The sequence below is a fragment of the Microcystis sp. LEGE 00066 genome (genome assembly GCF_015207925.1).
GTDB classification, from domain to species: Bacteria; Cyanobacteriota; Cyanobacteriia; order Cyanobacteriales; family Microcystaceae; genus Microcystis; species Microcystis ichthyoblabe_A.
The window spans coordinates 1-21,727 of the sequence record NZ_JADEVX010000034.1 but is presented as its reverse complement, the minus strand read 5'-3'; the positions used below and the strand labels follow the sequence as shown (position 1 = coordinate 21,727).

24 protein-coding genes and 2 pseudogenes are annotated in these 21,727 nt (G+C 43.3%); 7 read left to right on the top strand and 19 right to left on the bottom strand.

Annotated elements, in window-relative coordinates:
- The gene (locus IQ224_RS07075; protein ID WP_002760145.1) at positions 1–585 is read right to left on the bottom strand and encodes a tRNA-(ms[2]io[6]A)-hydroxylase; all 585 of its coding nucleotides are present in this window, start codon (positions 583–585) and stop codon (positions 1–3) included.
- 132 nt (positions 586–717) lie between these two features.
- Between IQ224_RS07075 and glyS the strand changes: the two genes are divergently transcribed.
- The 4 genes from glyS to sipA all read left to right on the top strand — a co-directional run bounded on the left by glyS (position 718) and on the right by sipA (position 5,283).
- Complete coding sequence (gene glyS / locus IQ224_RS07070; protein ID WP_194032762.1) at positions 718–2,850, top strand: glycine--tRNA ligase subunit beta; 2,133 nt, start codon at positions 718–720, stop codon at positions 2,848–2,850.
- 612 nt (positions 2,851–3,462) lie between these two features.
- A complete protein-coding gene (locus IQ224_RS07065) occupies positions 3,463–3,669 on the top strand; it encodes a hypothetical protein (RefSeq protein ID WP_036403093.1) in 207 nt (68 codons plus the stop codon).
- Positions 3,670–3,710: 41 nt separating this feature from the next.
- Positions 3,711–4,610 carry an amino acid ABC transporter substrate-binding protein gene (locus IQ224_RS07060; RefSeq protein WP_036403090.1) on the top strand — a complete coding sequence of 300 codons (900 nt, stop codon included), beginning with the start codon at positions 3,711–3,713 and terminating at the stop codon, positions 4,608–4,610.
- 460 nt (positions 4,611–5,070) lie between these two features.
- A complete protein-coding gene (gene sipA, locus IQ224_RS07055; protein ID WP_002748910.1) occupies positions 5,071–5,283 on the top strand; it encodes a regulatory protein SipA in 213 nt (70 codons plus the stop codon).
- Positions 5,284–5,414: 131 nt separating this feature from the next.
- On the opposite strand, the gene IQ224_RS07050 is transcribed toward sipA, so the two are convergent.
- The 5 genes from IQ224_RS07050 to cobA all read right to left on the bottom strand — a co-directional run bounded on the left by IQ224_RS07050 (position 5,415) and on the right by cobA (position 9,210).
- The gene (locus tag IQ224_RS07050) at positions 5,415–7,013 is read right to left on the bottom strand and encodes a peptide ligase PGM1-related protein (protein ID WP_002748908.1); all 1,599 of its coding nucleotides are present in this window, start codon (positions 7,011–7,013) and stop codon (positions 5,415–5,417) included.
- A gap of 165 nt (positions 7,014–7,178) precedes the next feature.
- Entirely contained in the window at positions 7,179–7,307 is a 129-nt protein-coding gene (gene psaJ / locus IQ224_RS07045) for a photosystem I reaction center subunit IX (RefSeq protein ID WP_002738148.1), read from the bottom strand.
- 45 nt (positions 7,308–7,352) lie between these two features.
- Positions 7,353–7,847 carry a photosystem I reaction center subunit III gene (locus IQ224_RS07040; RefSeq protein ID WP_002748906.1) on the bottom strand — a complete coding sequence of 165 codons (495 nt, stop codon included), beginning with the start codon at positions 7,845–7,847 and terminating at the stop codon, positions 7,353–7,355.
- A gap of 132 nt (positions 7,848–7,979) precedes the next feature.
- Entirely contained in the window at positions 7,980–8,399 is a 420-nt protein-coding gene (locus IQ224_RS07035; RefSeq protein WP_002748905.1) for a secondary thiamine-phosphate synthase enzyme YjbQ, read from the bottom strand.
- A gap of 10 nt (positions 8,400–8,409) precedes the next feature.
- Entirely contained in the window at positions 8,410–9,210 is an 801-nt protein-coding gene (cobA, locus tag IQ224_RS07030) for a uroporphyrinogen-III C-methyltransferase (protein WP_002748903.1), read from the bottom strand.
- A gap of 256 nt (positions 9,211–9,466) precedes the next feature.
- Between cobA and IQ224_RS07025 the strand changes: the two are divergent.
- Positions 9,467–10,070 (top strand): annotated as a pseudogene (locus IQ224_RS07025) (helix-turn-helix domain-containing protein); the annotation flags it as partial.
- 15 nt (positions 10,071–10,085) lie between these two features.
- On the opposite strand, the gene IQ224_RS07020 reads toward IQ224_RS07025, so the two are convergent.
- The 13 genes and pseudogenes from IQ224_RS07020 to IQ224_RS06960 all read right to left on the bottom strand — a co-directional run bounded on the left by IQ224_RS07020 (position 10,086) and on the right by IQ224_RS06960 (position 20,633).
- A complete protein-coding gene (locus IQ224_RS07020) occupies positions 10,086–10,310 on the bottom strand; it encodes a hypothetical protein (RefSeq protein ID WP_036403087.1) in 225 nt (74 codons plus the stop codon).
- A gap of 242 nt (positions 10,311–10,552) precedes the next feature.
- Complete coding sequence (locus IQ224_RS07015) at positions 10,553–10,978, bottom strand: putative toxin-antitoxin system toxin component, PIN family (protein WP_002748895.1); 426 nt, start codon at positions 10,976–10,978, stop codon at positions 10,553–10,555.
- On the bottom strand, positions 10,975–11,220 hold the full coding sequence (locus IQ224_RS07010; protein ID WP_002748894.1) for a hypothetical protein: 246 nt from the start codon (positions 11,218–11,220) through the stop codon (positions 10,975–10,977). Before IQ224_RS07010 ends, IQ224_RS07015 begins: the two co-directional genes overlap by 4 nt.
- Before the next feature lie 31 nt (positions 11,221–11,251).
- Positions 11,252–11,494 (bottom strand): hypothetical protein, encoded by a 243-nt coding sequence (locus IQ224_RS07005; protein WP_002737040.1) that lies wholly within the window; start codon positions 11,492–11,494, stop codon positions 11,252–11,254.
- A 78-nt stretch (positions 11,495–11,572) separates the two neighbouring features.
- Positions 11,573–11,995 carry a putative toxin-antitoxin system toxin component, PIN family gene (locus IQ224_RS07000; protein ID WP_002748891.1) on the bottom strand — a complete coding sequence of 141 codons (423 nt, stop codon included), beginning with the start codon at positions 11,993–11,995 and terminating at the stop codon, positions 11,573–11,575.
- On the bottom strand, positions 11,985–12,209 hold the full coding sequence (locus IQ224_RS06995) for a hypothetical protein (RefSeq protein ID WP_002748889.1): 225 nt from the start codon (positions 12,207–12,209) through the stop codon (positions 11,985–11,987). Before IQ224_RS06995 ends, IQ224_RS07000 begins: the two co-directional genes overlap by 11 nt.
- Before the next feature lie 95 nt (positions 12,210–12,304).
- Positions 12,305–12,481, bottom strand: a pseudogene (locus tag IQ224_RS06990) (DUF4926 domain-containing protein); the annotation flags it as partial.
- A 122-nt stretch (positions 12,482–12,603) separates the two neighbouring features.
- Positions 12,604–14,202 carry a hypothetical protein gene (locus IQ224_RS06985; protein ID WP_002748887.1) on the bottom strand — a complete coding sequence of 533 codons (1,599 nt, stop codon included), beginning with the start codon at positions 14,200–14,202 and terminating at the stop codon, positions 12,604–12,606.
- Between the two features lie 49 nt (positions 14,203–14,251).
- Positions 14,252–18,826 carry a glutamate synthase large subunit gene (gltB, locus tag IQ224_RS06980; protein WP_194032761.1) on the bottom strand — a complete coding sequence of 1,525 codons (4,575 nt, stop codon included), beginning with the start codon at positions 18,824–18,826 and terminating at the stop codon, positions 14,252–14,254.
- Positions 18,827–19,048: 222 nt separating this feature from the next.
- On the bottom strand, positions 19,049–19,213 hold the full coding sequence (locus IQ224_RS06975; RefSeq protein ID WP_002738137.1) for a hypothetical protein: 165 nt from the start codon (positions 19,211–19,213) through the stop codon (positions 19,049–19,051).
- A complete protein-coding gene (locus tag IQ224_RS06970; protein WP_002748885.1) occupies positions 19,213–19,560 on the bottom strand; it encodes a hypothetical protein in 348 nt (115 codons plus the stop codon). The genes IQ224_RS06975 and IQ224_RS06970 overlap by 1 nt, the downstream gene beginning before the upstream one ends.
- A gap of 111 nt (positions 19,561–19,671) precedes the next feature.
- Positions 19,672–19,971, bottom strand: coding sequence for a nucleotidyltransferase family protein (locus IQ224_RS06965; protein ID WP_002748884.1), 300 nt, complete (start codon positions 19,969–19,971; stop codon positions 19,672–19,674).
- A 119-nt stretch (positions 19,972–20,090) separates the two neighbouring features.
- The gene (locus tag IQ224_RS06960; RefSeq protein ID WP_084989814.1) at positions 20,091–20,633 is read right to left on the bottom strand and encodes a PEP-CTERM sorting domain-containing protein; all 543 of its coding nucleotides are present in this window, start codon (positions 20,631–20,633) and stop codon (positions 20,091–20,093) included.
- 369 nt (positions 20,634–21,002) lie between these two features.
- Here IQ224_RS06960 and IQ224_RS06955 point away from each other — a divergent pair, with 369 nt between their 5' ends.
- Together IQ224_RS06955 and IQ224_RS06950 are read left to right on the top strand one after the other, a co-directional pair.
- On the top strand, positions 21,003–21,224 hold the full coding sequence (locus IQ224_RS06955; protein WP_084989813.1) for a hypothetical protein: 222 nt from the start codon (positions 21,003–21,005) through the stop codon (positions 21,222–21,224).
- The gene (locus tag IQ224_RS06950; protein WP_161491772.1) at positions 21,214–21,351 is read left to right on the top strand and encodes a PIN domain-containing protein; all 138 of its coding nucleotides are present in this window, start codon (positions 21,214–21,216) and stop codon (positions 21,349–21,351) included. Before IQ224_RS06955 ends, IQ224_RS06950 begins: the two co-directional genes overlap by 11 nt.
- Positions 21,352–21,727: the final 376 nt, after the last annotated feature.

Sequence of the window (21,727 nt, the reverse complement as noted above, 5' to 3'; positions counted from 1 at the left end):
TCAACTATGAATACGAGGTTCTGGGTGCAGAGTAGTGAGAATTTCACTTTCGATCGCCGCTAGGGTTTCTAAACGTTGCTCGATCACTGTACGTTCAAAATAATCCGCTGCTAATAGCCAATAAATACCATAATGACGCGCTTCGGAAGCCATTAAACCGCGATAAAATTTGCCTAAATCGGGATCAGGACAATATTCTCCCAATAAACCTAATCTTTCGTGGGAACGCGCCTCAATTAAAGCTGATATTAACAGAGAATCCAAAAGGCGATCGGGTTCTTGGTGACGAATCTGGGCCTTTAATTTAGCACCATAAGGGGGAGAATTTAAGGGAGCGAGGGGAATTCCCCATTTATCTAACCATTGATTGACCTGTTCAAAATGTTCTAATTCCTCTTGTGCGATCGCTGTTAATTTCCGCACGAGGGAAGCGTAGGAAGGATAACGAAACATGAGATTTAAGGCCACTCCTGCCGCTTTTCGCTCACAATGGGAATGATCGAGCAGAATAATCCCTAAATTATTAATTGCCTGTTCTATCCAATCCTCAGAGGTGGCACTGACTAATAAATTAATCTTTCCCATCGTCGCTGATTCCAATTTGCTGCATCTTTCACCCTAACCCAAAAAGTCGAACAACACCAGTCAAAAACTAAGGACACGGCTTCTGTGATAGCCTAGATGATTGGTGAAGCATAAACACGGCCAATCAATCAGATGGATTTTTTACTGGAAGTCGGTACAGAAGAACTACCCGCAGATTTTGTCGATAGCGCAATCGCACAATTGCAGGAAAGAGTTAGCAAGAGTTTAGAGACGGAATCTCTGGACGCTACTGCTATTCAAGTTTACGCAACCCCGCGCCGTTTGGCCGTGTTAATCACAGGATTACCAAGGGAGCAAGAAGCGCGCAGCGAGGAGATAAAAGGACCGCCAGTTAGTGCCGCCTACAAAAATGGCCAAATTACCGCCGCGGGTGAGGGTTTTGCTCGAAAACAGGGAGTTAGCACCGACGCTTTCTCCATTCGTGCCACAGACAAAGGAGAATTTGTCTATATTGAAAAAACGATTCCGGGTCGTCAAACAGCCGAGATTTTAACTGAATTAATTCCCCAATGGATTACCCGTTTGGAAGGAAGACGTTTTATGCGTTGGGGAGATGGAGATTTAAGATTTCCCCGGCCAATTCGTTGGTTATTAACTTTAGTGGATGGGGAAGTTTTACCCCTAGAATTAATTAATGGCTCTACCACTTTAACCAGCGATCGCTTAACTTTTGGTCATCGCATTCTACACCCGCAATCCCTAGCCATTAGTCACCCCCAAGCATATTTAACCAGTTTGCGATCAATTTTTGTGGAAGCGGATCCGCAAGTGCGTCAACAGATAATTACCGATCAGATTACCACCCTAGCCAAAAAACTCCAGGGAGTGGCAGAAATTCCCGCAGATTTATTAGCAGAAGTAACTAACTTAGTCGAATATCCCACGGCAATTGTCGGCAAATTTGACGATGAATTTCTGGAATTACCCCCGGAAGTAATTATTACCGTGATGGTGACACATCAGCGTTATTTCCCAGTCAAGACTAAACAGGGTTTGTCACCCTATTTTATCACTATTTCCAATGGCGATCCCCAGAAATCTGAGATTATCTCTGCGGGAAATGAAAGGGTTATCCGCGCACGGTTAGCCGATGCCAGATTTTTCTATACTGCCGATTGTGATGAACCCTTAGATAGTTTTCTTCCCCAACTGGAAACCGTCACTTTCCAAGAAGAATTGGGAACCATGCGCGATAAAGTCGATCGGATTATGGAAATTGCCCAGATGATCGTCGAACAGTTAAATCTCGATGAACAAAGTCGCAGTGATATAGAGTCCACTGCCATGCTTTGTAAAGCGGATTTAGTTACCCAAATGGTTTATGAATTCCCCGAATTACAGGGAGTAATGGCCGAAAAATATGCTTTAATTAGTGGTGAATCGGCTATAGTTGCCCGGGGCATTTTTGAACATTATTTGCCTCGCAATGCTGGGGATTTACTCCCAGAAACAATCACTGGTCAAGTGGTGGGAATTGCTGATCGCTTGGATACTTTAGTCGGTATTTTTGGACTGGGAATACTGCCCACAGGTTCCTCAGATCCCTTCGCTCTCCGTCGGGCTGCCAATGCAATAATTAGTATTATCTGGTCAGCCGATTTTAATATCAATCTTTTGGCATTAATTGAGCAAATAGCTCAGGATTTTGTCACCAGTCATCCCGATAAACCCAACCCAGCTAATCTGATTAAAGATTTCTTTTTACAACGTCTGCAAACTCTCTTAATTGATGATTTGAGGATAGATTATGATCTCGTTAATGCAGTTTTAGGGGAAAACGATCCGGAGTATAAGTCTCGCGCTTTAGAAAATTTATTAGACACCCGTGAACGCGCTCGCTTTTTATGCCAAATTCGTCAGGATGGTCAGTTAGCCAACATCTATGAAACTGTCAATCGCTCCACCCGTTTGGCACAAAAAGGAGATTTAGATACAACTACCCTAGAAATGAAGGGAATCATCGATAGGGATTTATTTGAACAATCCTCCGAACAAGCATTTTATGACGCTTTAAATGCCCTAATTCCCGAAACTATCAGCGCAAGAGAGCAAAGAGATTATCAGCGTCTCGTCACTGCTTTAACGGCAATTTCTCCCGTGGTGGCTGACTTTTTTGATGGCGAAAATAGTGTGTTAGTCATGGCCGAAAAAGAATCTGTCCGTCGCAATCGTTTAAATCTCTTGGGTTTACTGCGAAATCACGCCCGAGTCTTAGCAGATTTTGGGGCAATTGTCAAGGGATAATTCAGTTATCAGTGGCTCTTCGGTTTGTGTTATGCAATGAACGGGGGTTATAAGGGATGGAACCCCTATGTAGAAAGGCATTTAGCGATTTTTGTCAATTATTTTCGTCTAGAGCGAACTAATCAATTAAATCCCTTGCCAGATAAGGATTTAGTCGATTTATGCCCCCCTATCGAACCATACCAAGTAACGAAGAGCCTGAATTATGAATTATGAATTATGAATTAAGTAGTCGTGCAAAATTAATTTCCTAGTGAAGATAGGCAAGAGGCAAGAGGCAAGAGCGGGGTTAGATATGTGTAATTAATTTTGCTTAGGTACTTATGAATTATGAATTATGAATTATACTAAATCCGTTGAGTATAGGCTACATATCAGGAAAGGCACTCATGCAAGAGGCAAAAGCCAAAGGGTAGAATAAATAATCAGTTTTTAATAACTGGATTTAGTATTATGAATTAGGAAGTCGGGAGTATTTAAGGTTGGTTAACTAGAGTTCGGCATCTCACAGGGTGACAGAGAGCCTGAGTTGTCACAGTTTCATTTCCTTGACCCAAACTGACGTTAACCCTGTTATGATACAGATAACTGACCAAATTGGAATTAAAAACTATGCGACTTAAGCGATGGGAGTCCCCCCGCCGTCAGGGACGTAACGACAAAGGCAAGGGCGGTTCGGCCCGACAGCGACAACTGAAAAAACAATTTAAAATGTTGTCGAAAAAACTAAAAGGGGGAGAGAGTAACATCTCTTCTCTTTTTTTGTCCCCAGCAATCGCCGCTAAAAAATCTTCCTCTGGGAAACTCTCAGTCTCCTGAAACAGTCCCAGACTTGAGCCACTTTCAGATTAGGAAAAAAAATGAAGCGTACACTTGCCGTCATGACTATGACAGTAGCTTTAACCGTCACCAGTAACCATTCTAGCCTTGCGGGAGCAATCTTCGATCGCATTCAAAAAACTGGGGTAATTACTGCCGGCGCTCGTAAAGATGCTATTCCCTTTGGTTTTGTCAACTCCCAGGGCAAGTGGGTGGGTTACAGCCTTGATATGTTAGAGTTAATTCGCAAGGAAACCGAACGGAAGTTAGGAAAACCAATTAAGTTAAAAATTGTTGAGGTTACTCCCCAAAATCGTTTTGAAAAGTTGAAAACAGGGGTTATCGATATCGAATGTGGCTCCACTACTTTTACTTGGAAAAGAGAAAATGAAGTGGATTTTTCCGTTAGTTACTTTGCCGGTGGTACTCAATTGCTCACCCGCAAAGGTAGTAATCTCGATGACATCGGTAGCTTGGCAGGCAGACGCATTGGAGTGATTGCCAATACTACTAATGAAGCGGTGATTAAAACCCAACAACCCGCCGCTATTTTGGTCAAAGTTAAAAGTCGTGGCGAGGGTTTACAAAAACTAGAAACGGGAGAAATTGATGGTTTTGCCAGCGATGGCATTACCCTAGAAGGTTTAAGGAAAAACGCTAAAAATCCTAATAATTTAGCCATAGTTCCCTCCTATCCCTACGCCTACGAATCCTATGCCTGTACTTTACCCGAAAATGATTCTAAATGGCGCGATACAGTGAATTATACCCTATTAAAATTCATGGAAGGGATCGTTAGTGACCAACAACAAGCGGTGACAATTTATGAACGTTGGTTTGGTGAAGATGGTGTTGTTCCCTATTCCAGAGAAACTATTAATGATTATTTTCAAGGCATTGTCAACACCTACGAATGGATTCCTTTAACTGTATTTCCCTAAAATCAAGACCTTTTCAGGAACCGATTGAAAGAGGCACCCTTGCAAGTGGGAATTATGAATTGGGAAGTGGGAAGTATTTTCAGTGAACAGTAAACAGTAATCAGTGAACTGAAAACTCACATCTGATAACTGATTCAATGCTGTCTCCTGTCCCCTGACGACTGGCTCCCCAAAAGGAAAACGGCTCTTCTGGTTTCTGTGTGGAAACGAGGTCTATACTGATAGTCTCTTCGACAAAATAGTCCTAAAAGTGTTACCCGATAAGTATTTCACGATTCCATAAGCAAAAATTATCACACAAAGTCGAGAAGAGCCGGAAAACTTCCTGTCTCACCATTAAGATAACTGCTGTAGCAAGTGCCTGTAAATTCTCTCTAGCGGCCTTGGCGAAAAATCACCATGCAGCGATCAATCTCTATGCTAAGTTAGAAGATTATCACGATCGCATCTAGTCAGTACCATGAGTGAAATTAGCATCGGGGGAAAAGTCCGTCTGATTGCCATTCCCCCTTACCTGAAAACCGCCGATCCCATGCCTATGTTACGGCCGCCAGAGCTGCTCAATATCGACGATATCGGCACGGTTATCGATCGCCGGCCGGGGGGTTATTGGGGTGTAAAATTTGATCGAGGCTCATTTCTGCTCGATAGCAAATATTTAGAGGTCATTTAAACCAGTTAAGTGCATCGCAGTCAAGACAACTTTTAACCAAGGTAAAACTATCGGTCATTGGCTGCCAGAAACTGCCTGCTTGGATGATTAAATCTCTCAGACAAAAAATTATACCCAGTAAATCAGTCTAGTTATATCCAAGTGATCGGTAATCCAGAATAATAACCTAAATTTATGGAACTATGCTCTGTTTCCCAATCTAAAACCTGTTCCACACGCTGATAAATTGCCGCCGCTTCCTCACTAGAATTGCCGATACAAGTTAACCCTAATTTACCAAATTCTGACAGCGCACCCATGAGATGAAAAACCGTTCCCGTTTTACTGCTACTATCAAAATGTAAGTGATGTTTAGCAATAATATCCATTAAATCATCGGGAAGTAACCCTTTGTATTGGGGTTTGTGGAGATTATCGGAGGCAATATAATACTTTTCTTGGTGAGGTTGACTGAAAAATAATCCAGTTTTTTGATCGTATTCACCATTAGTTAAAAGCTTCAAAGTCATGAAAGGATGGGTAGTTCCTCCTTTTCGCAGATTAATTTCGATCGCCTGTAGATCCCAGACTAAAGTTTCTGGATTTTTCACAGCGACGAAATCAACTCCATAGCGTTCAATTGCTCCCTTGGCTGCCAGAATTTCCCCTATTTTTAGACCTAATTCCTGTAATTGTAGGCGATAATTTTCATCGGCAGGAAAATGACAACCTAGATAAATTTGACCATCGGGACCCCCTAAAATTTGATCGTGAGTGGAAAGAATCTTCACTTCTCCCGTGGGTGTAATATAACCTTGCACACTCGGCGATCGCTTTTCTTCTCCTTCAATAAAAGCTTCGACAATTCCCCCTAATTCAGCAATTTTGCCAGAAAAACTCTCCCAATTTTCATCGCTTGCTTGAAAACTCATCTTCTCTAATTGTTTGGTCAAGAGATTCATTCTCTCGCTTAAATCTAGACTGTTACTATCCACAATTTCCTCTAAAAGACGTAAATTTAAAACCGCATTTCCTTCTCCCGATAACCCCTCATTCAACTTCACTACCATGCGTTTTAGTTGCGGTTGACGGGACCACAAACTAGCGGCTTCGTATAACAAATCTTTGACCGTATTTACCTGTAAACTACCGTCAGGATGGGGAATATTACCTTGACCAAAAATCTCGCGACTACCACTTTTAGAACCCCAATACAATAAATCTGGACTACAGGCAAATAAAGGAATATCTAATTGTAAAGACAATTCTCGCTCTAAATTAGTAGAATTAAAACAAACCATGTAGGATCGATCTCGACGCAACGCTTGCCGGATTCTTGCTACTAAGCGCGGTCTGTCCAGAATTTTTTGGGTTAAAGGTTGAAAAGAGTTATCGTGAGTTGTCAGTAATAACAGACGATTATTAGCATGGGAAAAAGGAATCCCAGGCAACAATTGCAGGTAATAATCAATCACCATCCGCGAAAGTGGCTGCGCTGTTACATAGATTAAACGAGTTTTCGGGTGTCGCAATCGAATCAGAGAAAATAATAATCTTTCTTCGTAATGTAAAAAACCCGCCACTTTTTGACCGACTCTCTGATCGATACTAAAAGAAGGGATAACTAGGATATCATAATCGCATTCATCCGATTCGAGAACGTTTTCTCCCTGCCAAATCTCTTTTAATTTTTCTTGTAATTCTTGATACCGCAGCCGCTTTTCTAGCATCAAATCTCTATCTAACAGCATGGTTTGTCCCACCTCTGTGGTTGCAGACACCTGTATCTTATCTATTTTTAGGCCCTGTCGTCTCCAGTGCCTTTCTTTTCTTAATATTCCCCAATCCCTGTGATCATTGCCATTAAAAAGGGATACAGTGGACTCTGTATCCCTTTTAATCACCTGAGATTGGCTTTAACCTAGCGGGTGGAATAAGAGATCGGGATAAAAGCGATTGAATTCGATTAAAATCCCGGCAGTGAAAGTCAGCAGCGCCATAATTAACACGGGTGCGGACGAGAGAAATTTAGTAAGTCCTTCCATCTGAGTTCTCCTAGGGAATAAAAAGTCAAGGGTTTGACACAAAAATTAACGAGGGGAAACGGTAATTTCCGAATCCTTAACGGTTAATTTACCGGAAGTGGCTTCTTGTAAAGCCGCCAAGGGCCAGAGAAAACCCGTTAACATTTTGCTGAGAGCGAGGGGAACATCGATGATGATTTCCTTCATTTCGGCATCTTTGCTGTCGCGCACGGCGATTAAATAGGCCCGACCAACCCAACCGATCCAACCGGTAATGTACAGGAATAGGATGCTAGGGATAAAGAAATCGCCCATGTGGTCCCAACGACCATCAACAATTAGGTGGGGATAGCCTTCCGGTCCACAGAGAGCTTGGGAGTAGGTTTGAGCGCGTTTGGCTCCCGATTCGGGGTCAGGAGTGGTGTTGCGGAAACTCTTCGCTTTTTGTAGGAAAGCGGGATTTTCGCTACAAGGGGTCAGATTGGACAAATCAGCCGACGCTGGAGCGGCAAAGGTGAACCAGAGGGATAGCACCAGGGCCAGAGCGAACAATTTTCGCATAAATTGTTTCCTTTTGTTACGAAATATGAAGTTCTTTGTTCAAAAAGCGAACAATTTGATCGTACACGGAAAAAATCTTACTCCGATGAGGGGTACGAGTAAAGTTTCTATTACAAAACTATACGCAAAGCTTCAGATCCCGGTGATATGAACCACCACTTGTCTTTGGTGACGACTCTGACGGTGTTCCCAGAGATAGATACCTTGCCATATCCCTAAAACTAATTTACCCCTGGCGATCGGGATTTGTTCCGATGTTCGGGTTAGGACCGAGCGAATGTGAGCGGGCATATCGTCTGGCCCTTCGGTAGAGTGATAGTAGAGACTGCTATCTTCCGGGACTAACTTGGCGAAGAAATTGGCCAAATCGGTGAGAACATCGGGATCGGCATTTTCTTGGATCAGCAAAGAAGCGGAGGTGTGACAGACAAATAGACTGCATAATCCCGTCGTTATGCCCGATTCGGCTACGATCGCTTCTATGGGGGCAGTAAGACGATGGAAATTCTTGGGACTGGTAGTAATCGTCAGGGATTTTTGATATTGACGCATGGCAACCGAATCAGGGAGAAATGGGGGTGGGGGGGATTGTCCTGGAGAGCAAAGGTTGTCCCGCTTGCAAGAGATCGTGAAGGTTCACCACTGCCCCGATAACAGCGATCGCTGGGGCTTCAAAGCCGGTGGCTTCGATCTGGTCCATAATCGTAGTGAAAGTACCGATTAACTGCTGTTGCTGCGGTGTTGTTCCCCAGCGAATCAGGGCGATCGGTGTTTCTGGACTTCTGCCCGCTTTGGTTAACTCGCCGATAATATAGGGTAAATTATGCACACCCATATAAACGACAATTGTTTCCGCACCATGGGCGATCGCTGACCAGTTAACCTGGGGACGATATTTACCCGCCATCTCGTGGCCGGTGACGAAGGTAACGGAGGAACTATAATTGCGATGGGTGAGGGGAATACCAGCGTAGGCAGGTACAGCAATTCCTGAAGTGATCCCCGGCACGATCTCGACGCTAATTCCAGCGGTGATCAGATCGAGCATTTCTTCACCCCCACGACCAAAAACAAAGGGATCACCTCCCTTGAGACGAACAACCACGGCATTAGTCTGGGCCTTTTGGATCAGTAAAGCGGTGATTTCCTCCTGTACTAGAGAATGACGACCGCGACGCTTACCCCCATGGATTTGTTCGGCCTTGGGGTTAATCATGGCTAGAATCGAGGGGCTGACTAGGGCATCATAGAGGACAACATCGGCGTTTTCTAAGAGAACTTTCGCTTTTAAGGTCAACAAACCGGGATCCCCGGGACCCGCACCGACGAGATAGACCTTACCGCAACTTTCTGATTGATTCATAGATACTGGGGAGAAAATTCTTGCTTCGATCGAATGCGCTTGATCCCTACTTTATTGTGACTGGGGCAAAATTTGGTATTTTTAGCTACAGTCACTCGGCGATCATGCGCTTTCTTCATGAAGAATTATGATCTTAACATTACTTAACCTTTAATCTAGCGATCACTCTGATCCTAAATCTTGTCTATAGAAATTCTTGGAGCTATGAGGTACAATAGAAAGCAAATAGACAAATAATAGAACTCGCCAGCTTCCTATGAGACCCTATTCTGTAGATTTTCGCCAAAAAATTATCGATGTCTGGAAGAAAGAAAAAATTTCCATTCGAGGACTAGCCCAGAGATTTGACGTGGCTAAAAGCTTTATTCAGAAGTTATTGAAGCAATATAAAGAAACAGGAGATATCCGTCCTCGTCCGCAAGGGGGAAGTCCGCCAACCAAGTTAAATAGTGAACAACTGATAATTTTAATAGAAATCATCGAAGCTAATAATGATGCAACTCTCGAAGAATTATCGGACTTACTGTATGAAAAGACACAGGTGAAAGTCAGTAGAGCCACCCTGGGGCGGCTGACGCAAAAACTCAATTACAGTTTCAAAAAAAACACTACACGCGGCGGAAAAAGAAAGTGACAGGGTAGAGCAAAAAAGAGTAGAATACTGGTCACAAGTGCGGGAAATTGAGGCATCAAAACTAATTTTTATCGATGAATTGGGGTTAAATTTAGCCCTTTTGAGACTCTATGCTAGAGCCTTAATTGCCCAAAGAGATCGGGGAAGAAAACCACAAAAAAGAGGAAGAAATATTTCAATAATTGGTGCTATAAGCTTAGAAAAAGTTGTCGCATTAGTCAATATATAAACAAAATAATATTCAAGGCTCATTTAATAGAGATTCTAGGATTTCGGGTGTTAATCCTCTAGCTTCGGATCGATTGCTAATTTCGTCCATCAGCTTACCAAGAAAGTCCCTATCGTCTTCACCTGGCTTTCTCATCAACAGATCGATAAAAATCCGAACACGCTCTTTTTCTTCAGAGGATGCGGATTGATCGGCTGCCGCTGTTTCGGGACTGACTTTGATCGAAATTTTGCTCATATTATTAAAGCTCATTCTTGCTATGCTTCGGGGGGTTGTTTGACTAATTCGAGTGCTTGTTCATTGCTTAAGGTTAAGTTCCGCATAGTCCATTTTTAATTTAATTATAACCAGCTAATTATGTCTTAATCAATATCAATTTAATATCCTTGCCATCACACCAGAACCTACGGAGGAGCTGATTACCCTTCCTTTTTATCATAAAGACTCCTTCGATCGAGTATCGCGGGATCAACAGGATTTCAAGATTCTTCATCCGCAACGAGATCGATCACGAGTGCTTTAAATTCTGAGGCAGAAATTATAGTTGTCGATCCTAAATTATCTACTTTTTCAAAGTCTTTATCACCTGTGATCAAAAAGTCAGCATCACTTGTCATCACACAAGCTAGAAATTTAGCATCCGATCGATCTCTAGGGAAATCAACGGTGCTGTGAACATCAATTAATCTAGGAACTGTATCGAAAATCCTATACCATTCTCTTATCACTCCTTCCGACAGCTTAAACTTAGGACGGCTGACAACATCTTTATATTCAGTTAAAATAGCTTCGGAAACAATCCATTCGATTTTATTAGACTCGATCACGAATTGTATAACCGTTCTCGGCAACCTTCCTTTTAAAATTGCCGAAACTAGAATATTCGTATCGATCACGACTTTCATTCGCCTCTCCGATAGGCTTCAATTTCTGCGGCGATATCTTCTTCGGTAATATCCTGAACGCTGGGTAAGGATTGAGTTTTATCAAAGAGTTTTTTAACTTTTTGGCTTAAAGTCTGACGGTTTTGTTTGTCCGCTAAATTTAACAAAGCGTCTTTTAATAAATCTTCAACGCTGTTATAGTTTCCTGTCGCTAATTGAGAGTTAATTAATTGTTCTAATTCGGGATTTAAGGTAATATTCATGGTAAAATACACTCTGTAAATTCGGTGGATATTATGATGGTTCGTGAACGATTTCATCGATAAATTCTTCTTTTTCTTCTTCCGTCATGGTATCCCAATCATAGCCGCGTTCTTTGGCTACGATTCGAGCTTTGTCAATGGCGTAGTTAGACAAGGATTCCCATCGGTCCGACTGACTGAGGATGAGAATTTTATAAACTTCCTGTTTCTGGTCTTCGGGGAGTTGTTTGACTAATTCGATTACTTGTTCGTTGCTTAAGGTTAAGTTCGGCATAGGTCGCTTCTAGACACCAGCATGATTAACGATTTTAACATGAGTCTTTAGCTGGCTCGTGGGTGGGGGGACTGATCGCTAACGGGAAAAGTCATGATCTAGAAATTCTTGAATCGTTAAAATTGGGATTTCTCGAAATGGATTTAAAACTAATAGATCAGAATCGCCGCTTACAATACAGGTAGCTTGACCATCGATCGCTAGTTCTAAATACTGATTATCTTTCTCATCTCTGCAAACCTTGATTTTCTCTCGAATCACGACAATTTCCGCGGTTCTTTCTATCGCCGTTATAAATAGCCGCCTTTTTGCTGAGGAGGCATATCTATCGAATTTGGGACGATTGAAAACAGTGATCAATTCTAACAAAGTAGATTCGGACATTAAAAGCTTGCCGATATTTTGGGCTTTGTCTAATGCCTGACGAGCTTTACCGTTTTTAGAGAGAAGCGCACTTACTAAAACATTTGTATCGAAAACGAAATAGTATTCAAGGCTCATTTAATAAAGATTCTAGGATTTCGGGTGTTAATCCTCTAGCTTCCGCCTCATCACTAATTTCGTCCATTAGTTTTCTCAAGAAATCGATATCGCTGTTAACTGGCTTTCTAATTAGCAAATCGACAAGAACCCGGACGCGTTCTTGTTCCTCTGGGGATGCGGATTGATAGACTTCTGCCGCTTCGGGACTGACTTCGATCGAAATTTTGCTCATATTATTAAGGCTCATCCTTGCTGTGCTTCGGGAAGTTGTTTGACTAATTCGATTACTTGTTCGTTGCTTAAGGTTAAGTTCGGCATAGGTCGCTTCTAGACACCAGCATGATTAATCAGTTTAACACGAGTCCTTAGCGGGTCGGGGAACCAGAGGGAATTTTCGGCCATGGTGACAACAGTAATCGTTTTTCCCAACCTATCGAAAAATCCGACACTATACCCCGTTTCTAATCCCTCGATTTGATGTTTTTCTACCAATGTTCCCACGTCTCCTGCGGATAATCATTCTTCGGGAATATCTTGTGATAAAATCAAGCTGATATTTTTCTTATCAACTAAATCATAAGCCTGTTACTGTTTTTATGCCTTCATAAACTTATAGTGTTCGTAGATTAATCATTATCTGGATTTAATGCTAAATATTGTTTTAATCTGTTCCATACACCTAGCCTTTGAAATATTTCTTCCTGTTTGGGATATAAAAAGGAATCTTGAAATTTTTTTCCAGTTTGAGTGCTTAATCTTATCAAAAGATTATTACAGGTTTCATTTAATAAATCATCAAGCATTTGTATTAATTTATAATCTGTAGAAAGATGTACCTGTAGCAACTCTAGTTCATCTATAGACAATATTCTCCAGTCAAACTTATTGACTCCCTCTTGGATTAATAAACTATCTAAATGTTCTCGAAACAAATGGCTATTGATAAGATATAAAGGTTCCAAAGAAACAATAACAGGTATAAAAGTATTACAATTGTGAAAACAACTAAGCTCGACCGTTTTTTTCTGACACTCTGAAATAAAGCTTGCTAGTTGTTTTAATCCTTTCGTTACTTGTACCAGACTAGAATTAATGTGATCTTCACTAGCGATAGCTTGTGCCGCTCTAGAAAAGCGTGTTGCTTTGCATTCAAAAAGGATTAAAGTTGAACCGTCTTGCAGTATCCAATCAGGAGATTTACCTTTATTGATTGGATAGAAAGTACGAATTGTTTCCTCCGAAAATAATGTTTCTGAAAATATACACTTTTCGAGAATACTTCCAACATATCTTTCAAAAACATAACCAAAATAAGATGAAAATTCTTGTTTATAGTAATTAAACATTTGATAAAAAATTCCTGATGAAATTCTCGAAGCTATTAAGTCAGGAACTGGTGCATGAATAAAGTCTTTTTCTAATATTGAAAATTGTTTATTCTGACAAGGTTTAATAAGTGGATACTGTACCAGTGGATTGAAATTATAGGCTTTGAACCTATCATCTTCATTTTTTCTTTCTTCATATAGATTTACAAACTTTGATTTATCCGCCGAAAGTTGTAATAAAATTTTATTGATAGAATAATCGTCTGGAAGACTTAAACCTTTTTTACGGGCAACTTTAAAACAGTTTCTACTAATACTAAAATGACTAGAAGAAAAAATATATATACAAAAACCAGTATTAATAAAGTCGCTCAAAGAAACATCGCTAATTTCCTGAAATTTTTTTGCAAAATCAAATTTAGGAATATTAGATAAGTCATTTAATTGTCTGGGTATCTCGTCGAATAGAATAACTGGACGTGCAAATTGACCAAAAATATTCGGTCGAAATGGGAACTGATGACTAACTAAACGGAGCATTAAAAAAACAGGGTTAGAATTAATAAATTCATTTTTAAGTTCTTCATCAAAAATTATCGGATCTGCCTGTAAATATTTTAAAGTTAAATTTACCAAACATCTAAGATCGTGATATTTAATTTTTGTTTCTACTTTACTAGGAGTGCAAAATCTGATAGCAAACAAAGCCGCGCCAGCATTTAAAAAAGGTAAAAGTTCTGGCGTAGTTGCGTTAAGCTGTGAATGTTGATTTTTTAAACTGTGTAAAGAATATAAGGCATCTCCTAGCTTAATTTTTTTAAAAGAACTTTGAATCTGAAGTTCTAAACGATTTAGAGCTTGCAAAGAATTTATATTAGGAAGTTGATTTTTGACCATATTTTGCCGTATCTATACAATAGGGGGCTTATTCAGCCCCCATGAAACTCTAACTACCGCCAATCCTTGCCACATCGCGGGCGTTGGCTTCAAAAGCCGCATCGAGAGCAGAATCGCCGGTTAAACCGGAATCTAACGCCTCTTTAATACACTGCAACATCCGCTTATAATCCTTGGGCATTACTTTAACAAACTTGGGCAACATTTCCGACCAATTTGCTAAAACCAGGGCTGCTTTTTGACTTTGGGTGTAATCAGCATGGCGTTGAATTAACTCGCGTAAATCGTCGATTTCTTCCCCTTCTAGTGCCTCTAAAGCCACCATTTGGGTATTGCAACGAGTGGCGAAATCCCCCGACTCATCGAGGACGTAGGCGACACCACCACTCATCCCGGCGGCGAAATTGCGACCGGTGGGCCCTAAAACAACGACTTTACCCCCCGTCATATACTCGCAAGCATGGTCGCCAACGGACTCAACCACCGTAGTCACCCCAGAGTTACGCACCCCAAAACGTTCCCCAGCAACCCCAGAAATATACACCTCACCACTGGTCGCGCCGTATAAAGCCACATTACCGATGATAATATTCTCCTCGGCCACAAAAGTGGAACCTTTGGGCGGATAAACGATGATTTTGCCGCCGCTTAAACCCTTGCCCACATAATCATTGGCATCCCCCTCTAACTCCAGTGTCACCCCTTTGGGAACAAAAGCACCGAAACTCTGCCCCGCGCTGCCCTGAAAATGGAGATGTACGGTATCTTCCGGTAAACCCTCCCAGTGACGTTTAGTGATTTCGTTGCCTAAAATCGTCCCCACCACCCGGTTAATATTTTTAATCGGTAGTGTCGCCTTGACTTTTTCGCCTTTTTCAATGGCATCCTTGCATAAATCCAGTAAAACGGTTATATCCAAGCACTTATCTAAACCGTGGTCCTGGGGAATCTGACAATAACGCCCTACCTCTGGATCCACCTCCGGTTGATAGAGAATTGGAGTTAGGTCAATTCCTTTCGCTTTCCAATGTTCTACCGCCTGTTTTGGCTCTAATACATCAGTTCGCCCCACCATTTCATTTAAACTGCGGAATCCCAATTCGGCCATAATTTCCCGCACTTCCTGGGCGATAAATTTCATGAAATTCACCGTATATTCGGGATCTCCGATGAAATTCTGCCGTAATAACGGATCCTGAGTCGCTACCCCCGCCGGACAGGTATTAAGATGACAAACCCGCATCATAATACAGCCCAACGTCACCAGTGGCGCAGTCGAAAAACCGAATTCTTCAGCCCCCAATAGCGTCGCCACCACCACATCGCGCCCGGTTTTCATCTGGCCATCGGTTTCCACCGCGATGCGACTGCGAAGATTATTTAACACCAATGTTTGATGGGTTTCTGCTAGTCCCAACTCCCAGGGTAAACCCGCGTGTTTAATCGAGGTTTGGGGTGAGGCACCGGTCCCACCATCGAAACCAGAGATTAAAACCACGTCGGCGTGAGCTTTAGCGACTCCGGCGGCGATTGTGCCAACTCCCACCTCAGAAACCAGTTTTACGCTCACTCTGGCCGCGCGATTGGCATTTTTTAGGTCATGAATCAACTCCGCGAGGTCTTCAATGGAGTAGATATCGTGGTGGGGTGGGGGAGAAATTAAACCGACTCCGGGGGTGGAGTGACGGACTTTGGCAATCCAAGGATAGACTTTTTTACCCGGTAATTGACCGCCTTCGCCAGGTTTTGCCCCCTGGGCCATTTTTATCTGCAATTCTCGCGCTTGGGAGAGGTAAAGACTGGTGACACCAAAACGGCCGGAAGCCACCTGTTTAATGGCACTATTTTTCGAGTCTCCCCGTTCATTTGTCCAAGTGTAGCGCTCGGAATCTTCGCCCCCTTCCCCGGTGTTCGACTTGCCACCGATACGATTCATGGCAATAGCGAGGGATTCGTGGGCCTCTTTGGAAATGGAACCGTAACTCATTGCCCCGGTTTTAAAGCGTTTCATAATCGCTTCAATCGGTTCCACTTCTTCGATGGGGATACTTTCCCGGTTTTTAAAGGTTAATAGTCCCCGCAGGGTGAAGAATTTTTGATTCTGTTGGTTGACCAGTTGGGAATATTTCTTAAAGAGATCGTATTTGCCCAATTTTACCGCTTGTTGCAGGGTATGAATGGTTTCTGGGCTAAAAAGATGGGCTTCCCCGTCCTTACGCCATTGATATTCACCGCCAATATCGAGGGTATGCACATTAACATCCCGGTCGGGGAAAGCGTGGCCGTGTCTGAGTAGGGATTCTTTGGCAATAATTTCTAAATCGGCCCCTTCAATGCGGGAAGCTGTCCAAGTAAAATAGCGATCAACTACCGATCGATTTAAGCCGATAGCCTCGAATATTTGCGCCCCACGGTAGCTTTGCAGGGTAGAAATGCCAATTTTAGAGGCCACTTTAATTACGCCCTTGGTGGCGGCTTTTATGTAGTTTTTACAGGCGGTCTGGTGGTCAACTCCTACCAATAATCCTTCCTCGATCATACTGCCGAGGGTGGCAAAGGCTAGATAGGGATTAATCGCACCGCAACCATAACCGAGGAGAAGGGCGTAGTGATGCACTTCCCGGGGTTCGCCGGATTCCAGGACAAGACCGACTCTGGTGCGGGTTCCCTGCCGGATGAGATGATGGTGTAAACCAGCAACCGCCAGCAGTGAGGGAATCGGGGCGTGATTTTTATCGATACCTCGATCGCTTAAAATAATAATACTCGCGCCCGCTAAAATTGCCTCGTCCACCTCTTGACAAATTGCCTCAATTGTGCTACGCATTCCCTCGACTCCCGAAGTGGGATCGAAGAGAATGGGAATAGTCACGGTTTTAAATTCGCTATTGCCCTGTAAACGCGCTAATTGGGCGTTGGTGAGGATGGGAGAGTTAAGTTTAATCAGGTGACAGCTTTCTGGCTGCGGATCCAAGAGATTTCTCTCCGCACCGATAGTGGTGATAGGAGAGGTGATAATTTCTTCGCGAATCGAGTCAATCGGGGGGTTAGTGACTTGGGCGAATAACTGCTGAAAGTAATCATAAAGCAGTTTTGGCCGATCGGACAAGACGGCTAGGGGTGTATCGGAACCCATGGAACCCACTGCTTCCACTCCATCCCGGCCCATGGGGGCTAATAAAAGACGTAATTCCTCAAAAGTGTAACCGAAAGCGGTTTGCTGTTGAATTAGGGAAACAGGAGTTTCAGTTGGGGCAGTTTCCACCGCCGGTAAATCGTCTAAATTGACTAAATTTTCGGTTAACCACTGGCGATAGGGATGAGCTTTGGCAATAGCTTCTTTTATCTCCTCATCGGCCACGATACGACCTTCTTTCATATCCACAAGGAACATCCGTCCGGGTTGCAGACGACCTTTGAAAGCGACGCGTTCCGGTTCAATGGGTAAAACACCCGCTTCCGATGCCATAATTACTAGGTCATCCTTGGTGACGTAGTAACGGGAAGGACGTAAACCATTGCGGTCTAACACTGCTCCCATCATCGTACCATCGGTAAAAGCGATCGAGGCCGGACCATCCCAGGGTTCCATCAAACAGGAATGGTATTCATAAAAGGCTTTTTTCTCATCACTCATCGATTCGTGGGCTGCCCAGGGTTCAGGAATCATCATCATGACAGCGTGAGGGAGAGAACGCCCCGATAAAACCATTAATTCTAGGGCATTATCAAAAATTAAGGAGTCACTACCCTCGATATTAATAACCGGCTGGATTTTTTTGATGTCTTCCCCGAACAAGGGTGAGGCAAACATCGACTGACGGGCGTGCATCCAGTTAATATTACCTCGCAGGGTATTAATTTCGCCATTGTGGGCAATATAACGGTAAGGGTGGGCGCGTTCCCAACTGGGGAAGGTATTGGTACTAAAACGGGAATGGACTAATCCTAAAGCGCTTTGAAAGTCGGGGTCGTGTAAATCGGGGAAATAGTCACCCACCTGTACCGGCATTAATTGCCCTTTATAGACAATGGTACGACTAGAAATACTGCAAGGATACCAGTAACGATTAAAAGATTGACGATTGAGATGGGAACGCTTGCGAATAACGTATAATTTGCGTTCAAAGGCCAGATCATCACTTAAATTGGCATCGCGTTCGATGAAAACCTGTTCGATAAAAGGTTCGGTAGATCTGGCCGAATTGCCTAAACTAGAGTTATCCGTGGGAACATCACGCCAACCGAGAACTTTTAACCCCTCTTCGGCGGCGATTTTCTCGAATTCCTGGCGACTTTTCCCGCGAATTTCGGCATCAGGGGCAGTGTAGAGCATTCCTACCCCGTATTGTCCCGCTGCTGGTAAGGTAAAACCTAGATTGCTGGTCACTTTCCGGAAAAATAGGTCAGGGATTTGGCACAAAATACCCGCCCCATCTCCGGTATTTTTTTCCGCACCGCACGCGCCACGGTGATCGAGGTTTAGTAGAATTGTCAAGGCCTGTTCAACAATATCGTGGGACTTTTTACCCGTTTTATGAACGATAAAACCGACACCACAAGCATCATGTTCAAATTGGGGATCGTATAGTCCTTGTTTCCGTGGAGTTTGATTGTTATTCATTTTGTCTGATAGCCTAGCAGTCTGGAAGGGAATGGCCTAGAGGGTGAGCCAGAGTAGCGATTCTAGGTATATCAATTCTGTATCCAGACTGGACCTTCGGTCTTATATCTTAAGGAAATGTTTCGATGTCACAAGGGTTCCTCTCGCTGCTTTACCCCCTGATCGAGATCGCTTTTCCGATACAAGTTCGATCGCTCCTATAATCGAAGAAATACTCGATCGCTATCTCGATCCCGTTCGATTGATTCTTTCTGCTCTCTCCCGCCATTTTTTTGAATTTTCCGTAATTACCTCACACATCGATCGGGCTTTTTCCGCCGCATCCCGCGCCATTTCCAGAATTTCCTCTAGTTCCCGTTCATTTAGTCCTGTTTCTTTTTCGTCCATCACCGTAAGCTCTCCAAGCGATTTTTAACCTGCGTCACCCTTATTTTAGTCTCTAAAATACGTCCTAACTCGATCGAGATATCTTCCCCGGCCTCCTGTAAATTTGCTGGGGTCGGTTCTGATCGATCAACACTTTCCACACGCTCGCGGATTTGATTCCTTGCGCGATCAGCGTAAAATAAGCTAGTATTCACAAAAGCCATCAATTGAATTAATGTAAAATTGTCGGGAAAACGATTTAACAGATATGTACCGATTTTGATCGCTTCTCTCCCGTCACTTTCTAGGCGATCTAGTTCTCTATCGATCCTTTCTACGAGCGCAGTTAATTCGGACGGTAAAGGCATAAATTGAAGAATAACACAGGGGACGATTTTAACCTAGCAAAAACAGGCCGCACAAAGACCGATCAGAGCGGTTTGATTAGGAAAATTCGATAACTCGAATAGAAGCGACGATCAGACATAGATAGCCTCTCGATCGATCCGTGCCTTAAGGTAAGGATTCAGGGAATCCCGATAGCGGATCACGTCCACTTCCCGTCCGAATAGGTTCTCTAGTTCGGCTTTCAGTCTGACTCTTTTAAGCAGATCGGGGGGCATATATACCACTATATCTATATCGCTCGTCGGTCGGGTTTCCTCTCTGGCTACCGAGCCGAAAATGCCGATTCGATCGATCGTGTATCGTTCCTCCAGTTCGGGTTTCAGGGTTCGTAAACGTTCCAATATCTCTTTGGCAGTGATTTTATCTACCATCTAATTTACTCCCTTTGGTTAATCGTGCGATCGATCTTCCGATCCTGATCAAAGACTAAAACGGGCTGCCACAATCGCACAACCCGTTCCCAATCAATTTAATTTTTAGTCGGTCAAAATTACCCTTCCAGTTTCCGTCCTTTGCACAAAAGACCGACCCCGGCAACGGAGAGTAAACCGAGAACCGTCGCCGGTTCGGGAACGGTGGTAGGAGCGGCGGGAGAGTAGGTTAGGGTTGTACTATTGCGATCGACGACACCGCTGAATGGGAGGAACGAGGACGCAATAGTGAATAGACTCCCGTTGGTGCTGAAATTTAGAGAAAAACCTCCGAAAGCACCCGAAGCCAAAAATGAACTCGCGGTAATCACCCCGCCACTGACCGTAAAACTATTACCGAATACAGAATTCATCGGAACATTAAAGGGGAGTGTGTAGCCTAGAGCGGCGGGAGCGGAATTAACAATCAGCGAAGTGGCGGCATTTGTCCCGTCCCCGTCTGGTAGGGTGAGCGTCCCCTGTACGGTTCCGGAGACCGGACCGGTTACGTTACTGAAGGAAAAGTTAAAAGTTGCGGCGCTGGCGGATTGGGCGAGGGTGGCGGTGGCTACCGTGGCGAGGGCGACGGTTAGGGGTTTGTTGAAGTATTTTTTCAGGGACATAATTCTGACTTGAATTTGTTTAAAATCTGCCCAAATCTTACCCCCCCCCCGATTTTGTCAAGGTTGTTTCTATTTATATTTATTATGCTTTATCTAGCTATTGATTACTCGATTGGGGATTGAGGGCGATCTCCCAGAGATGCGCGAAGTGGTGCGCTTTTCTGGGGTGCGGGGGGTTATAGTATCATCAAAGAAATACTCTAGCCGCCGATCGCTCTTGTCATTGGCCAAAGACAAACAAAATAACTAGCATTGAAATAGTTATAGTCTCCGTTTCGGTGTTCCCGTTGTCCCAGTTCCTCTGATAGGATTTAATCGCTCGCTTAACTCCAGAGCTAAAGTAGAGATAGGGTTTAATTGGAGCTATGTATGGAAGCGATCGAATTTAGGACGGTTATTCATGACGGTCAAGTGAGCGTTCCCCCCCGATATTCTTCTCGATGGGAAGGTAAGATGATACGGGTGATTGTTTTGGATGACTCGGAAATCGTCCCCGATCCGAACCAGAAAACTGAAAAAACCATGTTCGAGGCGATTTCTTTAAATACACGGGGATTTAGATTCGATCGGGACGAGGCTAATGCCCGATAAAGTTTTTTTTGATAGTTTAATACTGGCCAGCGCTCTGGAAGCGGGCTGTCAAATTCTCTACAGTGAAGATTTACACGATGGTCAGCGAATCGAGAATCAATTGATGATCGTTAATCCCTTTGGTTAAGTAGGTAGGTGTTAAAAGTTGTCAGACACCCCCCTTGATAAGTAGGGTTGATTCATGAATCAACCCTACTATGAATCAACCCTAGGGACTTGCGTGAGAATAATATCCCAATCGATCGGAGGGCGCAAGCTTTGCGCCCCTACAGTAACGGATTTTGTCCACAATGTAGGGGCGAACTGCGTTCGCCCAAAAGGTACATTATCAAAGCGCAAGTCCCCTACTATGAATTAACCCTACCTTGATAAGGGGGCTATCCATTAGTCACATCTTTCTTAACATAAAATTTGACAAAAAGAGAAAAGTGTGCAAGATGGCTCAAGGAGGTTCTATGGGGGGACTAATTTGATGAGATAGTTTCCAAGTCTGGCTGATATCA

Coding starts and splice junctions, on each gene's coding strand:
- IQ224_RS06975 (WP_002738137.1), bottom strand. CDS start 19,213: ATGGACGAAAAAGAAACAGGACTAAATGAACGGGAACTAGAGGAAATT.
- IQ224_RS06970 (WP_002748885.1), bottom strand. CDS start 19,560: ATGCCTTTACCGTCCGAATTAACTGCGCTCGTAGAAAGGATCGATAGA.
- psaJ (WP_002738148.1), bottom strand. CDS start 7,307: ATGGAAGGACTTACTAAATTTCTCTCGTCCGCACCCGTGTTAATTATG.
- IQ224_RS07005 (WP_002737040.1), bottom strand. CDS start 11,494: ATGCCGAACTTAACCTTAAGCAACGAACAAGTAATCGAATTAGTCAAA.
- IQ224_RS06950 (WP_161491772.1), top strand. CDS start 21,214: ATGCCCGATAAAGTTTTTTTTGATAGTTTAATACTGGCCAGCGCTCTG.
- IQ224_RS07075 (WP_002760145.1), bottom strand. CDS start 585: ATGGGAAAGATTAATTTATTAGTCAGTGCCACCTCTGAGGATTGGATA.
- IQ224_RS07010 (WP_002748894.1), bottom strand. CDS start 11,220: ATGAATATTACCTTAAATCCCGAATTAGAACAATTAATTAACTCTCAA.
- glyS (WP_194032762.1), top strand. CDS start 718: ATGGATTTTTTACTGGAAGTCGGTACAGAAGAACTACCCGCAGATTTT.
- IQ224_RS07020 (WP_036403087.1), bottom strand. CDS start 10,310: ATGAGCAAAATTTCGATCAAAGTCAGTCCCGAAACAGCGGCAGCCGAT.
- IQ224_RS06960 (WP_084989814.1), bottom strand. CDS start 20,633: ATGTCCCTGAAAAAATACTTCAACAAACCCCTAACCGTCGCCCTCGCC.
- IQ224_RS07040 (WP_002748906.1), bottom strand. CDS start 7,847: ATGCGAAAATTGTTCGCTCTGGCCCTGGTGCTATCCCTCTGGTTCACC.
- IQ224_RS07050 (WP_002748908.1), bottom strand. CDS start 7,013: ATGCTGTTAGATAGAGATTTGATGCTAGAAAAGCGGCTGCGGTATCAA.
- IQ224_RS06985 (WP_002748887.1), bottom strand. CDS start 14,202: ATGGTCAAAAATCAACTTCCTAATATAAATTCTTTGCAAGCTCTAAAT.
- cobA (WP_002748903.1), bottom strand. CDS start 9,210: ATGAATCAATCAGAAAGTTGCGGTAAGGTCTATCTCGTCGGTGCGGGT.
- IQ224_RS07015 (WP_002748895.1), bottom strand. CDS start 10,978: ATGAAAGTCGTGATCGATACGAATATTCTAGTTTCGGCAATTTTAAAA.
- IQ224_RS07060 (WP_036403090.1), top strand. CDS start 3,711: ATGAAGCGTACACTTGCCGTCATGACTATGACAGTAGCTTTAACCGTC.
- IQ224_RS07065 (WP_036403093.1), top strand. CDS start 3,463: ATGCGACTTAAGCGATGGGAGTCCCCCCGCCGTCAGGGACGTAACGAC.
- sipA (WP_002748910.1), top strand. CDS start 5,071: ATGAGTGAAATTAGCATCGGGGGAAAAGTCCGTCTGATTGCCATTCCC.
- IQ224_RS06965 (WP_002748884.1), bottom strand. CDS start 19,971: ATGGTAGATAAAATCACTGCCAAAGAGATATTGGAACGTTTACGAACC.
- IQ224_RS07000 (WP_002748891.1), bottom strand. CDS start 11,995: ATGAGCCTTGAATACTATTTCGTTTTCGATACAAATGTTTTAGTAAGT.
- gltB (WP_194032761.1), bottom strand. CDS start 18,826: ATGAATAACAATCAAACTCCACGGAAACAAGGACTATACGATCCCCAA.
- IQ224_RS06995 (WP_002748889.1), bottom strand. CDS start 12,209: ATGAGCAAAATTTCGATCGAAGTCAGTCCCGAAGCGGCAGAAGTCTAT.
- IQ224_RS07035 (WP_002748905.1), bottom strand. CDS start 8,399: ATGCGTCAATATCAAAAATCCCTGACGATTACTACCAGTCCCAAGAAT.
- IQ224_RS06955 (WP_084989813.1), top strand. CDS start 21,003: ATGGAAGCGATCGAATTTAGGACGGTTATTCATGACGGTCAAGTGAGC.